Below are 15020 nucleotides of genomic sequence, written 5' to 3'. Positions count from 1 at the left end.
AATGATTCTCTCTAAGCCGAGTATGAAGATGTTAAATTTACTCGTCCAATGAATCCAAACTATAAAATTGGGAACTTTCCTGTACTTATTATTTAATACATCGCGAAACTTATGCACCTTTGCTTTACATTAAGACGTAAAGAAACCACATGGAGTTAGACACTATCATGTGGCCTCTAAATATTATTTATGCTTCACTCCTTGAAACAAAGTTTCAAGACGTGAACATTCTGTTATAATTGCTGTATTTGAATTACGAAGATATTTAATATTAGTGAGGTATAACATGGATAATAAATATTTGAATAAGTACATAGAGTTATCAAAGGAATTTAAGTCTAGTAACAAATCTCCTCAAAGCATCGAAAAACTGTACGAGTTCTCAAATACATTAAAGACTGCTGAGGAAGATAACCAAGCGAGACTTATTTTATCCTATGTCTACTCTCTACTTGGTTACCATAAAAGTGCTTATGATATTTTCTTAACCGTTGCCGATTCTAATAATCGAAAAGATCAGAGTAAGCTTTTTGAAATGAAGAAACTGGCAGATTCTCATGGAGATCGTTTTGTTATAAAAAGATTAAAGGCTAAAACTGTTCAAAAAATAGAGAAATTAACAATGGAAAATGTTAAGAAGAAGGATGAACAAGGTAGTGATTGGCTAAGCTATGAAATTGATAAATCGATCATGATTTTTGGGTCTCCATTTGACGGAAAATCGTTAGGAATTACAGTTCATAAAGATGTGGAATTAATAAACAGTACAAATACTCTCACGGAGTACATCGATTGGCTTGGTCACTGTAAAGATGTTTTACAGAAATTCTACAATGAAGAATTTGAAGATGAAGCTAATGATGAATGGTATGAATCTTTAGAAGTGTATCGTGTTCAAGTAACTGTAATCAATACAGGCGATACTTTTGCGGAAATTACATGTGGTGATAATATTTGGTCCGATCATCTGCTAGATATCGAATTCAATGGAAAAGAAGTTGAAACGATGGGTTATGACGGATAGGTCTCTTAGAGAATATAATAGCCGCCCCTTAGGGGCGGCCAGAGTTAGAACGAGTTCGCCATTAAACACTGACTAATCGTTCTCTTTCAACGTTTAAAATCCGGTACAGCTCATCAAGACTTTGTATTTGATAGGTTGGAACAATATCCGTATCATTCGGCTTCAGCTCAGGGTTGAACCAACATGTATTTAGACCCGCTTGCTGTCCGCCTGCAATATCCGCGCTTAAAGAATCACCAATAATTAATCCTTGTTCCACAGAGAAATTAGGAATTCGTGCAAAAACATAATCAAAATATTCTTTCATTGGCTTTTGGAAGCCCGTATCCTCAGAAACAAATATCCCCTTAAATAGCGAATACAATCCTGAACCACGTAAACGTTTATCCTGAGTCTTAGAAACGCCATTTGTTACAATATATAAGTCGTATTTATTGTGCAAGTCCTTTATTAATTTGAACGCCCCATGAACAAGCTGATGCCCTTCTTCCAAGTAGCTGCGATAGTTCTTTTCCAATAAGACTCCATCTACCTCTTGACCATACTCCTTAAACAAGATCGAAAAGCGCGTATTCACTACCTCATCACGATCCAATGTTCCTTCTTCAAACGACTTCCAAAGACCTTGATTTATTTTTTTATAATGAGCTTTCAATTCTGCGGTTAAGGTAATGTTGTGATCCTCGAAAAGCATACACAGCGCTGCGTTTTCTGCTGCACCAAAATCCAATAGCGTATCATCTACATCAAATAATAAAGTCCGGTACTTCTTCAACATGATCTCTCCATCTCCTGACGTACACCGCCCAATTTATATACAATTGCACCACCAACGATGACCAACACACCTAGTAACTGCTGAAATGAAAAAGGTACCTGCTCCAAGCCTAGCCAACCTAAGGAATCCCATAATAGAGCAAATCCCAACTGTGAAGTCAGCACGATCGAAGTAGCAAGCGTAGGACCTAGCAGCTTTATTCCTTGTGTCAAACAGATGACTACACCTACTCCAATTACACCGCTGAACCAGTACCATAGCTTCATATTTTGCAAAGTAAATAAATGCCCTCCTTCAAACAGGAGACCCGTCATAAGTGATGCCAAAAATCCCATGCCCAATACGATAGTTGTCGTAGTCCAAGTGCCTACACGTTCATTGACTTTACTATTAAAAATATTTTGCAAACCGACTAACGAACCTGCAACCATCGCAAGTAGCAGTCCTTGAATCATAACCTTTGCACTCCCAATAGTAGATTGCATTCAGATGCATATCATTATAGCCGTACTGAATTGCTTGCTACATGAACACATGCGTTTATTCATAAATATTGTGACCGGCGAGCGCTTGTAATCCTTCCCGATCCTTGACAAGGATGAACGTCTTGTTGCGTTCAATCAGTCCCTGTGTACTTAACTGATGAATAACTCGATTAAGATGTCTATAACTCGTTCCAATTAAATCGGCTGCATCCATTAAACTGCTTGAAGAGAGCTGCCCTTTAAATTCAGAATTGGATTCATCAAAAGAGACAGACAATAAATAACTTGCCAATCGCACTTCTACCGGATACATCAAGTTGAAGCTCATAGAATTAGATTTGACGCAAAATTTCCGCGTAATAATATCTAACAAAAATTGTAGCAACGGCGGATATTCTTTTCCGAATTTTTTCAGCCAATGACGACGAACAACGATCATACAGACAGGCGATACGGCCTCAACCGTATTGATCATATCCATGCCTTGTACGTATTCAATATCACCTACTACCTCAAGCGGCGTCTTAAAAGAGAGAATAAGTTTCTTACCTTCCGGGGATATAGTAGAGATTTTGATCTTCCCTTTAACTAGAACATATACATACTCTGAAGGCTCTCCTTGGGAACAGATGAGTTCCCCTTGCTCATAGCTGTACAACGTTAAATACGGTAGCAATTGTTCAGGAAAAATGGATTGAATCTGGTGAGCATGCAAATATTGATTGAGTTGCTTTCGGTCGTTACTTTCTTTCATTACTCGGATACACCCCCAACCCTTTCCCCTATTCCATGGAATTAATCAATTGATCACAAGGCTAATATTACAACACCAACAATCATCATCCCAATGCCGATGAATTGTGGCAATCTCAGCTTTTGCTTTACCACACCGAACCATCCATTTCGATCAATAAAAAAGGTTAGACTCAGCTGGGCAATCAGTACAGCGGATATCGTTAGGGTAGCACCAATCTGATGAATAGCTGTAATGTTACTAAAAATAATAATCGCCGCTAAGGCTCCGCCAGTCAAATATAATGGCTTTACTTGCTTGAGCATTTTCCATTTTCCATCTCGGACGAACATCAGGACCAGCAATGCGATTATAAATCCCGTTAATTGAGTAACTGTCGCCGCTTGCCAAGTACCAATATCTTGGCTTATGCGAGCATTGGCGACACCTTGCAGCGTAATAAAGGCTCCGCCAAAAAAAGCGAATAAAAATCCTCTCATCTGTTCTCCCTCGTGTAGATGTTTCCTTTATTACATAACGAACTCATGTATTTGCAAAGGACATATGTCCTTAACTCGCTATCCCTATTTCAACAATCAGTCTTTCTCTTACGCAAATATGGAATTAATGAAATGAAACCTAAGGTGGCTAAACAAGCCCCCAGCCATAAAGGCGATACAAATCCATATCCTGCACTGATCCCTATACCGCCAACTGACGAACCGATTACAATACCAAGCGTAATAAAGGAAGTATGGACGGTGTTTACCATAGTCCCACTCCCTGCTGTCTTCATTATTCGTGCAACCATGGCCGGATTCATCGCTACACCTGTCAAGCCAATTAATATGAGGGAAATGACAGTAATATTTTTACTTGTAGCACCCGCAGCAAATAGAACTAACGCCGCTAGTAATAAAGATAATCCAGTTACAAGTACTTTCATTGTAAAACGATCAGCAAACCTACCAATCACAATGTTTCCAATCACTGTCGCACTGCCGTAAAGCGCAAGCAAATATGGAACACTTGTATTCGAAAATCCCGAGACATTTGTAAGAATAGGAGTAAAATAACTAAATGCTGCAAACGTTCCGCCTATGATCAACATACTCGTTACATACGCCGCCCAAAGATGGAAATTTTTAAAACTCGTAAGCTCTCCCTTCAAATCCATCTGGTCTGTGGTTGATGTTGACGGCAGCAACCATTGAATCATTATTCCGGATAGTAATACAAGGACTGCAACTGCCCAAAAGCTAATCCGCCAGCCGAATTGTTGTGAAATTATTGTTGCAATAGGCAGCCCTAGTACAGTTGCGAGCATTAAACCCGCAAGGACAATCGAAGCTGCTTTTCCTCTTGAATTAGTATGAACTAAAGTTGCTGAAATGGAGACAGAAACTCCAAAAGCTGCGGATGAAGCTATACCCGTAATAATACGCGCGATCATCATTGAGTCATAATTCCAAGCAACTGCTCCTAACGATTGGCCTATCAAAAAGACAAGAATTAAAGCAACCAGTGCTTGCTTACGACGAATTTGCAGAAGAGTTGCAGTTAAAATGGGACCTCCTATAACCATCGCGCCTGCATAAGCAGTAATTAAATAGCCGATGGATGATACCGAAACCTGGAATTCAATAGCAAGCTCGTTCATCATACCTGCAACCATAAATTCAGATGTGGTCATAGAAAATATCGTAAAAGCTAACAAGTAAATAATAGATGGCATAAGATAAAACTCCCTATTCATTATTGTAGTGATCGGTACAAAATTAGTGAAAAAAAAGAGCGCTTTAAGCGCCGAAAATTAAGTCCATTGTTCCATTCATAATTTGTTCAGCCAATGTCCTATTTTGCGTGGATGTATTAAGCACACGGAATCCGTAGTAACTGCTTAAGAATAAGCTTGCTAAATCTACAGCTGATTGTTTTTTTGAAATTTCGCCAGTTCTTAAGCCTTCCTCCATTACCTTCTCTATCGCTTGTATAAGAAGTTCAACATGTCTGGATACAATTTCTTCAACCATTGGATCATCTTTAGCCCGTTCCAAACCGGCGTTAATCAGCAAACAACCCTTTTGGTCGGTATGTTCAAAATCTTCTTCCAATGCCCATTTCAATAAATTTCGTAGCCGTTCTTTAACTGAAATCGAACTTTCTAATATTGCCTTCTGTTCTCTAATCCCAGTTTCGTGGTAGCGTTCCAACACTTGTGTATAAAGCTCATGTTTACTGCCAAAAGTATTATACAAACTGCCTTTGCCAAGCCCTGTATCACTGCATAAGTCCTGCGTAGAACAGCCCTCATATCCTTTTGTCCAAAATGTTTTCATGGCAACATCCACGATGGAGGAGTAATCAAAATCTCGGGGTCTGCCGCGTTTGCTCAAGTGGTATCCTCCTTTCATTTCAAGGTACTATGGAAATAATACACTTTTTGTACCGATCAGTCAATAAATATCAGTGACAGGCCGTGGGCTAATAAAAAAAGGAGTCTTGTCAGTTAATGGTGACAAGCTCCTTTTTTGAATCCAACCTTGTATCCTATGCTAGATTACTGGATGATGCGGGTACCCGCTGCTCCTTCCAGAGCGAGATCAGCCTGATCCAGGGAACAAATGATAGAAGTGCCGCCCTTTTCTGCAAAGCCTATGGCAGATTCCATCTTAGGCCCCATACTTCCGACACTAAACTGGCCCTCATCCGCATATCGCTTGGCTTCTTCCAGTGATATCGTTTCCAGTGACTTTTGATTCGGCTTTCCGTAGTTCACATATACATTATGAACATCGGTCAGAATCATAAAGATATCCGCCTGCACATCCTGGGCCAGCTGATATCCGCTGCGGTCTTTATCGATGACGGCTTCCACACCGATAAGGGTCCCGTCTGTCTGCCGGGATACAGGAATACCGCCACCTCCTGCGGCAATGACAATGGCTCCCTGACTAGTCAAAGATTTGATTACATCCGCCCCAACAATGGACTGTGGCATTGGAGATGGAACTACGCGACGCCAGCCTCTGCCTGCATCCTCTTTGACAATCCAGCCTTTTTCTTCAGCAAGGCGCTTAGCTTCTTCCTCACTGTAAAACACACCAATAGGTTTAGTTGGATTTAGAAATGCAGGATCTTCCAAAGATACTTCAGTTTGTGTCAGGATGCTTGTAACAGCCTGATTTAGTCCCAGTTTTTGCAGTTCATTCTTCAAGCATTGGTCCATCATGTACCCGATAAAGCCTTGGGATTCCGCACTGCACACATGCAGCGGAAACGGCGGAACCACTTCTTTGGCTTCGTCCTGCTGACGCAATATATTCCCTACTTGAGGACCGTTCCCATGCGTAATAATTACTTCATAACCTTGCCTCACAATGCGGGCAATCACTTCACAGCTTTTCTGGATATTTGCAATTTGATTCTCATAGGTTGCCTGTTGTTTAGGTTGTAGAATAGCATTGCCGCCAAGAGCAATCACAACTTTTTGTGCCAATTTGAATTCCTCCTAATAATCAGCATACCGATCAGTATGCCGAATGCTGTATCCAGACCTGAGCTGTGGCCTACACGCAACAATTCCCTGGTCCGCTTAATCAAGCTGTTTGTATCTTGTTGCAAAAGAGCATTCATGACATCTGTCACTGTTGAACTGAAGTTTCGCTTCAGCGCATACTTTAGGTATTCCCGGCTGATATCGGTAGTTAGTGCTTCATTCTCCACCAGTTCAGATAAATGTAAGCGGAACGTATCCGTGAATATCCCTGCTGTTGCATCCACCGCAAGCATTCCCGCCAGCATGTCATCTCCGGCAGGGGTTAGGCCTTTTCCTCGCCCAATCCAATATCTGAGTATTTCATCTATCTGTGACAAATTTCCGGCCGGTACCGTATTTATTAACTGTATAATTTTTTGTTCACTATCCGAACAAGTTGCATGATCTTCCTTAATGAAACATTCGATGAAATGATCTATCGAAATACCTGTGCCTGTCAGCTCATTATTAATTAACAGCTCGCTTGCAAACGCATTCAGAAGATGGAGAAGGGATTCCGGCTGGTCCATTGTCGGTGCTATCTCAGACTGATAAGTTACCTGAGGGTCTAATTTAATACAAAATGAAGAAAAGAGAAGAGACGATGTGTCGCTATCATAATGAATCATTTGATCTTCTTCATCTTGCTGGAGCATAGAAATAAGCTTCGGCACTTGTTTGTCTTCCAGATGGATACCGAAAGGAAGCTGCCCGTTCTTTGTGGTGCCTATAAAAATAAGCCCATCTCCCATCAGGATATTCCAACCATTGTGAAATATACTATGCACATATCCTGGCTTACCACTATGAAGGAGAGGGAGAACAGCTGCGCTGTATACTCCGTCTACTTGGATTAAATGTTTCATGCGACTGCCACTCTCCTCTGTTCCTTCATGTTGTTTAAATTAGACCTAGTTTTTGGGCATACGCTTCAAGCGCTTTTTCAAAGCAAGCTAGAGGTGCGCGAACTGTACCTGCCCCGATTTGACCTACTCCTGGCTCTTTGTGGGCGATCCCGGTATTAATTACTGGTGTAATGCCTGTTTCAACGACTTTTCTTGCATCAATACCGAGACAGATTCCCTGGAAGTTCCAAGTTGGAATCGTAAAGTTAGGGTTATGACCAATGCAAATTTCAGCCATTTCATTGCTGGTTGCCAGTGCATCGTCAAAACCGCCCGCACCTACGAAGCGGGTCACACCTGGAGCAGCCACCATGGCCATGCCTCCTACACCGAATGCCTCCGTAATGGCGCTATCACCGATATCAGGATTCGCCATTTCTTGGGAATACCCGGTGAAGAATAAACCTTGCGGTGTATTGACTGGAGCGGTAAACCATTCGTCTCCCAGGCCGCTGATTCGGATTCCGAAGTTTTGGCCGTTTCTACACATTGCCGTTACGACAGTGCCGTGCTCAATCATTCTTGCAGCATCTAGTACCGCTTTAGAAGTTGCCATTGCAACATTGAGGAAAAACTGATCGGTATCAGCCAGGAACTTCACTACAGCCAATTTGTCTGCTTCGGTTGCATCTGTTTGTAAAATATAAGGACTTATTTCTTTCAAAAATACGAGAGAAGCTGCGATATTCCGCTGATGGAATTCGTCTCCCATTGTGATCGACTTCGCCATCATCACATTAATATTCAGACCTTGTTCAGTCTGATGTAGAGCTTTAGAAAGGGTAGGTCCCAGCACGTCTCTCATCCATTGCAGACGCTGAATAACCTCTTCGGAATAGGCTCCGAAGCGCAGCACTTTACCGATTCCTTCATTCATGGTGCAGAAGGCGCGGTTACCATCTGTCTGATTTTCAACAACTAGCAGCGGCATGTTGGCGGAAGTGATTCCGCCCATAGGCCCCACAGCTTTGACATGATGACACGGAATAAAGGTTACTTCTCCTTGCTCCAGCATGGTCATCGCTTGTTCTTCGTTCGCTGCCCAACCTTCGAACAAGACCGCCCCGATACAAGCGCCCTGCATGGGGCCTGTCATGTCTGCGAATTGAATGGGTGGACCTGCGTGCAGAAGCACTTGTCCATTTAATTCGTCCACCACTGATTTGGCAGGAACGACATCTACCAAGAAAGGGGCACCGGCTACAATTTTTTGAATGACTGCCTGATTTGCTTCATCGATCGTTTGATATTGTCCATACATGCTGCATATCTCCTTTTATTTAAGAGGTTGTTCAAACTTTAATTTATTTGAGTAGGCTCAGAATTTTCCGCATCTTCTCATTGCCTCCAGCTACCGGGCGCCAGTCAAAGTGAACGGCATTTCCGCCGTGACTGGTTACTGCATTCACAAATTTTTTGAGTCCCACATTCACAACTCCCGGCTTTCCGCTCAGCAGTGTAATGATGGATTCAGAAACGTCGATGTTTCCTTGTTCGGTCTGCACTGCAAGAGTGAATGATTTATCCTTATCCTGAAGCTGGATGCCCATCATCGCCAGAGCGGTCCGCACAGCCTGATTGTTACTATCTTTAACAATAACGCCTGCTCGTTCAAGTTTGGCCTTTTGCTCTTGATAATTTTGCGGGTCTTGTTCGGTTCCACACACTGTTGCTACGAAATACAAGTTTTTACCTTGTGCTGCAGCTTCACTCTGTGTTTTCTCAATGACAGGCAACAGTGCGCCAGCCATATCTTCATGAGAACCGTATCCTAGAACGACATCCAGCATAATAATCGCTGTGGATTTATCCTGAGCTGCCTGCTCGATGTAATGGATTCTCGTTTCCGGATCAATCATCGGGTGTGGTTTACCTTGTGTATATTTGTCATCTCCCAGATCAATCACTTCATGACCTTTAGCTTTTAACATGTATCCATCTTCATGAATTAACTGTCCTAGTTCCAAGCCTTTGGACATAAGAACTGCAGCTTCGTAAGCGAGTGTACCACCGGAATATAGGCCTTTAATCGTTGTCTGCTCCGGTGTCAGCTTAGTCTGTGGAGCCGTAATGTTCTGTTTATTGTAGTTCGCCCTAACTTCTCTGCCTTTAGACAAATCCACGGCAATCATAGCAGTCTCTTCCAGCGTATATGCATAATGTACTGTGCCTTCATGTGTTTCTGGCTCCTCACCGACAAAGATAGCTACTACCGGTTTGGATAAACGGTTTAAAAGTTGAACTACCTGATTTCGCACTTCGATAGCGGGCGGTTTGGAAATAACGACGATCACTTCAGTAGCTTTGTGATGCTCTAGGCCTCGAATAGCATCCAGCATCGTAATCGCTCCAATCGGTTCAGACAGATCACGTCCGCCTGTTCCGATAGCCTGGCTCACGCCACTGCCCAGCCGGTCAATGAGGGTGGTAACTTCTTGAATCCCTGTGCCTGAGGCACCGATAACGCCAATGTTGCCTTGTTGTACTACGTTGGCAAAGGCTATCGGAACACCGGATACAATGCCGGTTCCGCAGTCTGGGCCCATGACCAGCAAGCCTTTGTCATGCGCTTTTTGTTTTAGACGCAGTTCATCCTGGACGTCAACGTTATCGCTAAAGATAAAGGCGTGCAACCCACGGTCAAGCGCTTGTTCCGCTTCTTCCGCTGCGTATTGGCCAGGGACAGAAATAAGAGCAAGATTAGCATTAGGGAGCGCTTGCAGCGCTTTATCCCAAGTCCGTACAGATTGGAATTCCTGCTTGTTGCTACTTACCGCCTGATTTTTCAGTTCCGATTCAATGGTATCTAACACCTCGGATACGTGTTCTTCACTATTGGTCTTGATTACGATACACATATCGTTAGGACCCGCTTTGTCGAGTTCATCCGTGTACATACCGGTATTTTGGAAAATATCTTTATTCGCCGGCGTCCCCATCATAATAGAGGCCTGCTCTACTCCATCCAGCGTGGAAATTTTGTTAGTTAAGAGCATGAGGTTAACTGAATCTTGATAGGAATTTTCTTTAATGATGGAATATAGCATAAGTACAAGCTCCTCTTCGGTCAGAATAGCCAATTTGTGAAGTTACTTCGCAAATGGATCTTTGTTGTCATACTGATTTCTATGAACGACGTCTGATACCAGATATTCATAAATTTCGTCTACAATTTCAATACCATTTTTCTCGTATTGTTCTTGAATCAGATCATTATTTTGTCCGGGGAACAGCACTTGCTCAAAGCCAGGCGCCGGTTTAATTTGATTCAGATCGTCCATTGTATTCGAAATATGTTGTTTAAACATGTCAGGATCCGTGAAAAATGCAGGGTTAATTACAAGATGTAGCTGACCAAGATTTCGGTATTCGGTTAGATCATGGTACATCGATGAAACTTTATTCCCAAATGGCAGGCCGAGCAAAATACCTGAGAGCACATCCACCATCATCATCAGACCATATCCCTTTGGACCGGCAATTGGGAGTAAGGCATTGACTTTAAAGGGATCTGTCGTCGGATGGCCTTCTTTATCGACTGCCCATGAATCCGGGATCGACTCGTGTCTTGATCTGGCATGAAGGATTTTGCCCCAAGCTTGTATCGTTGTTGCCATGTCCAGCGTCATGATCCGCCCGTCATGGGCAGGAACGGCAAACGCAATCGGGTTCGTCCCGTAATAAGGTTCTGAACCGCCGAAGGGCACGACCATCGGATCTGATTGACACATCGAAATACCGATCATTCCGGATTTGGCTGCTTGCCGTACAAAATAAGATAGGGCTCCGCTATGTCCGATTCTTCTGATGCCAACAGCTGCTATCCCATGTTCCTTAGCCATCTCGATGGCCTCATCCATAGCTAGTTTGGCAGCGACATGGCCTACTCCATTATCCCCATCAAATGTCGCTGTGCTGGGGCCAGTTTTGTTAAATTTAAACTCGGGATTTGTATTTAATCCGCCTTTGGCGATTCGTTCCGCATAGTACTCCACTCGCATAGCGCCGTGAGAATGAATGCCTCTTATGTCGGCATGGACCAGAACATCTGCTACGCCGGCGGCATGTTCTTCTGTTAAACCCGCCTTGTGCAGCTTTGTTGTGATTAGCTCTTGTAATTCTTGTCTGAATATTTTCAATGTTAACACCTCTGTTAATTCGATTTGCTACATGATAAGAGCTTAGAGATCCGCATCCCGATTGCAGTCTTTAGAGTAAACATAAGCAAGTTTCTCACGACCAACTGCATAGCAAGCTTGTTGCACATACGGCCCCATAAAGATATAGTCGCCTTTTTTTACCGGAATCCACTTGTTATCCAGATTGTACATTCCTTCACCAGACAGCAGGTAAGCTCCATGTTCCTGTACATGCGTTTCGATGAATGGATGGCATGCACCCGGATCGAAGGTTAATATGTGAAAATTCATATCGAAAGCGAGATCTTTAGGAAGTAAATCCTGAATTCGCATATTTGTCATTCCGTCATAATCTTCTTCTGGAATGTTGCCTGAGTGCCCAGAGACGACCCATGGTTTCAAGTTTTTTAACGGTTTATGCTTTTGTTTGTACAAGAACAGTTTGCTGTCGCCGTCTATCAAGTTGTTCAGATACATCTTCGTTCCTGGCGGACAGTACAGGTAGCCGCCGCTTGTCAGCTTATACGTCTTATCAGCAGCAGATGCCTCGACTTCACCTTCCAGTACATAAACAAACGTTTCGACCTGTTCTTGTCCGCCAAAACCATCCGTATTTGCGCCGCCTTTGTGCATAGTAACAATATAATCGACAAAGCTTGCTCCAAGTTTTGGAGTTGCCAGAATAGATATAGTGCAGTTGTCAAAGCCCGGAACTACGTTATTAACCAGACCTTCTGGAGTGATTAAGGCATATTTGCCATGTTTAATGATAGAACGGCTGGACAGCAGATCAGTTGCATAACCCATTGTGTTTCTCTCCCTTTTCTCTAAAGTTTGTGTGTGAAATAAATGCTATTGTTCTTTTACAGCGCAGGGCGCTTCCTTAAATTTGCGAAGAACAGGAATACAGTACCTACAATAATGATGCCGATAGCTAGGTAAAAGCCCAAAACCTTGCTGCCTGTAGCGTCTGAAATCAAACCAGTTACGAACGGAGCGATGACCGAGGACATCATTCCGAAGAAGTTAAACACGCCGAATGTGGTACTATACCCTTGCTTAGGCGCAATGTCTGCTACGTAGGAGATCATGATCGGGTCAACAGCCAGTTTACCGAAGAAACCGTACATAATCAGGAACAAAATCAGCAGTTCGTTACTTTGAATAGCCACTGTTAGATACAAGGTAACTGCGGCAATAGCTTGCAAAATAATAACGACCATAATCTTCTTGTTCTTAAACTTGTCGGATAACCGGCTGAACAATAGCGCACCTGGCACAGATGCAAAGGCAACCAGAGCTGAGGCAAAACCGATAGCAGCACCTTGGAATCCTCGCTCCATTTGCAGGTAACTTGGCAGCCAAGTCACAATCATGTAATACCCGTAACATATTGCAAAGTAAATAACGTAAGCCGAAATCATTCGGATATCGCCAAAGAGCGTCTTCATCGTTGCTTTATCATTTGCATCTTTTTCCATGTTAGTTGCAACGTTATTCGCTGCTGGTTTTTCCTTAATGACTTTGGCAAAGGCGATCACCATAATAATAACCAGGGCAGTTGTGACAAAGAGCAGCGGTCTCCAGTCCCAACCTAGCCCTTTCACCAAGTAAGAGGAACCGATATATCCGATAGCCATTCCGAGTGCTGAACCGCTGTTGATAATGGCGGTAGAGAAGCCCCGTTTCTCAGCCGGGATTGTGGACGATGAGATCGAATAAGCAGGTCCGTAGTACGTTCCTTGTCCAAGTCCCGCCAGGAAGCTACCTACCAGTAGGAAAATTAGGGACGGTGCGATTCCGACGGTAAAAACTCCGAAAGCAAAGATAAGGAAACCCGGAATCAGCATTATTTTCCTTCCGAATTTATCAGCCATAAAGCCGGATGGAATCTGCATTGAAGTGTACGCTAGAAAAAACAAACTGGAGATCAGACCCATGCTGGCATCCGATTCAACGCCAAGTTGTATTTTGATTTCAGGTAAAATTGGATTCAGTATTGTTCTGTATATCCACATGACAGTCCAACCAAGGCAAAATAAAATGACGACCTTTTTCCAATATTCAAGTCCACCTTGTTTAGCTGTATTAGGGGTTTGTACCTTCATCTTTTTTTGCTCCTTATAATAAGGTTGTGGGCAAGTTATTTGCCAAGACGTTGTTTATTCTTTGTATGCCAGATTATATAGAGTTCCGATCAGAACCTTCACACCTTCGGCTAAATCATGAGGCTCGGTATATTCTGCCGGATTGTGGCTAATTCCTTGTCTGCTTGGAACAAAGATCATGGCCGATGGTACAAAAGGAGCCATAATCTGGGCATCATGCCCTGCCCCACTATGCATCAACTTGTAATTCAAACCTTGTTCCCGGCACTCGCGTTCAATGACTTCTACGACATGTTTATCCATAGGAACAGGATCTGCATCCATCCACATATCGATTTTCAGTTCTACTTTCCGTTCTTCTGCAATGTTCTTCAAGGAAGCTGTAATTTCTTCAGTAAATTGAACAAGTGCGTCTTTCTCGGTATGGCGGATGTCCATAGTGAACAAAGCATATCCTGGAACTACGTTAACTACATTTGGCTTCACTTCGATTTTGCCGATCGTTGCCACTAACGGATCTCCGTGTTTGTCTGCGCGGTTTATAACGTCAGAGATCATAGCGCTTGCAGCTTGGACAGCATCTTTACGGTAACTCATCGGAGTCGTGCCTGCATGGTTAGCTTCACCTATCACTTCCACGGTAAATCTGCGCTGCCCTACAATGCTGTGGACTACACCAACAGGTTTTTGCTCTGTTTCCAGTACACTGCCTTGCTCGATATGGATTTCTACAAACGCTTTCAAGTCATTGCGAAGTTCTCTAGATTCCTGACGGAAATTAAAGTTGCATTCTCTCATCGCATCTACGAAAGCTACACCGTCAAAGTCTACAATACTCTCTACGTCTTTACGTTCTGCTGTGCCTACGATGTTTTTTGACCCCCAGAATGTATAAGGGAAACGGCTGCCTTCTTCTTCAGCCATTGATACGACCTGAAGATTGCGTAGCGGTTGCCCATAGGTCTCTTTCAAGTATTTAACCGCAAGCAGACCTGCGACAATACCGTATTGTCCATCGTATAAACCACCATTGCTTACTGTATCCACGTGAGAACCGGTCATAATCGTTTCATCTGGATACTTCGTTCCTTGTAGACCTCCAAACAGATTGCCCACCTCATCAAAGTGAACATTAAAACTTTCTTTGTTCATCCAATCTTCTAAAGCTTTCTGAGCGTTGAGCCATTCTTTGGAATAGAGTAGTCTGGTAATACCTCCTTCAGGATCATTTCCAAAACACCCAAGCCATTCTAACATCTGCATGATATCTTTACTTAGTTCTCCCATACTTACCGTTCCTTTCTACGATG

At 42.9% G+C, this 15020-nt stretch carries 15 protein-coding genes; 1 reads left to right on the top strand and 14 read right to left on the bottom strand.

What is annotated here, in order from left to right:
- Positions 1-286: 286 nt before the first annotated feature.
- Positions 287-1024 carry a hypothetical protein gene (locus AC2TF5_RS11815; protein WP_491302330.1) on the top strand — a complete coding sequence of 246 codons (738 nt, stop codon included), beginning with the start codon at positions 287-289 and terminating at the stop codon, positions 1022-1024.
- A 61-nt stretch (positions 1025-1085) separates the two neighbouring features.
- On the opposite strand, the gene AC2TF5_RS11810 is transcribed toward AC2TF5_RS11815, so the two are convergent.
- The 14 genes from AC2TF5_RS11810 to allC all read right to left on the bottom strand — a co-directional run bounded on the left by AC2TF5_RS11810 (position 1086) and on the right by allC (position 14997).
- Positions 1086-1799: a YjjG family noncanonical pyrimidine nucleotidase gene (locus AC2TF5_RS11810; RefSeq protein ID WP_491302870.1), complete on the bottom strand. Its 714-nt coding sequence runs from the start codon at positions 1797-1799 to the stop codon at positions 1086-1088.
- Positions 1796-2257: a DMT family transporter gene (locus tag AC2TF5_RS11805; protein WP_491302329.1), complete on the bottom strand. Its 462-nt coding sequence runs from the start codon at positions 2255-2257 to the stop codon at positions 1796-1798. Before AC2TF5_RS11805 ends, AC2TF5_RS11810 begins: the two co-directional genes overlap by 4 nt.
- A gap of 85 nt (positions 2258-2342) precedes the next feature.
- Positions 2343-3041 carry a Crp/Fnr family transcriptional regulator gene (locus AC2TF5_RS11800; protein ID WP_491302328.1) on the bottom strand — a complete coding sequence of 233 codons (699 nt, stop codon included), beginning with the start codon at positions 3039-3041 and terminating at the stop codon, positions 2343-2345.
- A 53-nt stretch (positions 3042-3094) separates the two neighbouring features.
- Positions 3095-3520 (bottom strand): DMT family transporter, encoded by a 426-nt coding sequence (locus AC2TF5_RS11795; RefSeq protein ID WP_241929417.1) that lies wholly within the window; start codon positions 3518-3520, stop codon positions 3095-3097.
- An 89-nt stretch (positions 3521-3609) separates the two neighbouring features.
- Positions 3610-4755: an MFS transporter gene (locus AC2TF5_RS11790; protein ID WP_491302327.1), complete on the bottom strand. Its 1146-nt coding sequence runs from the start codon at positions 4753-4755 to the stop codon at positions 3610-3612.
- A gap of 64 nt (positions 4756-4819) precedes the next feature.
- Positions 4820-5416, bottom strand: coding sequence for a TetR/AcrR family transcriptional regulator (locus AC2TF5_RS11785; RefSeq protein ID WP_491302326.1), 597 nt, complete (start codon positions 5414-5416; stop codon positions 4820-4822).
- A gap of 164 nt (positions 5417-5580) precedes the next feature.
- Complete coding sequence (arcC, locus tag AC2TF5_RS11780) at positions 5581-6519, bottom strand: carbamate kinase (protein WP_491302325.1); 939 nt, start codon at positions 6517-6519, stop codon at positions 5581-5583.
- Positions 6501-7424 (bottom strand): oxamate carbamoyltransferase subunit AllH family protein, encoded by a 924-nt coding sequence (locus AC2TF5_RS11775; RefSeq protein WP_491302324.1) that lies wholly within the window; start codon positions 7422-7424, stop codon positions 6501-6503. Before AC2TF5_RS11775 ends, arcC begins: the two co-directional genes overlap by 19 nt.
- Before the next feature lie 34 nt (positions 7425-7458).
- On the bottom strand, positions 7459-8724 hold the full coding sequence (locus AC2TF5_RS11770; protein WP_491302323.1) for a YlbE family protein: 1266 nt from the start codon (positions 8722-8724) through the stop codon (positions 7459-7461).
- A gap of 43 nt (positions 8725-8767) precedes the next feature.
- Positions 8768-10510 carry an acyl-CoA synthetase FdrA gene (fdrA, locus tag AC2TF5_RS11765; protein WP_491302322.1) on the bottom strand — a complete coding sequence of 581 codons (1743 nt, stop codon included), beginning with the start codon at positions 10508-10510 and terminating at the stop codon, positions 8768-8770.
- A gap of 42 nt (positions 10511-10552) precedes the next feature.
- Positions 10553-11602 (bottom strand): ureidoglycolate dehydrogenase, encoded by a 1050-nt coding sequence (gene allD / locus AC2TF5_RS11760; protein WP_491302321.1) that lies wholly within the window; start codon positions 11600-11602, stop codon positions 10553-10555.
- A 42-nt stretch (positions 11603-11644) separates the two neighbouring features.
- The gene (gene allE / locus AC2TF5_RS11755; protein ID WP_491302320.1) at positions 11645-12409 is read right to left on the bottom strand and encodes a (S)-ureidoglycine aminohydrolase; all 765 of its coding nucleotides are present in this window, start codon (positions 12407-12409) and stop codon (positions 11645-11647) included.
- 56 nt (positions 12410-12465) lie between these two features.
- The gene (locus tag AC2TF5_RS11750; protein WP_491302319.1) at positions 12466-13710 is read right to left on the bottom strand and encodes an MFS transporter; all 1245 of its coding nucleotides are present in this window, start codon (positions 13708-13710) and stop codon (positions 12466-12468) included.
- A gap of 54 nt (positions 13711-13764) precedes the next feature.
- Positions 13765-14997, bottom strand: a complete 1233-nt coding sequence (gene allC / locus AC2TF5_RS11745) for an allantoate deiminase (protein WP_491302318.1) — start codon at positions 14995-14997, stop codon at positions 13765-13767.
- Between the last annotated feature and the right edge of the window lie 23 nt (positions 14998-15020).

The organism is Paenibacillus sp. JNUCC 34, assembly GCF_058269055.1.
The sequence above is the reverse complement of the archived record's forward strand: the minus strand, read 5'-3'. Positions and strand labels throughout refer to the sequence as shown.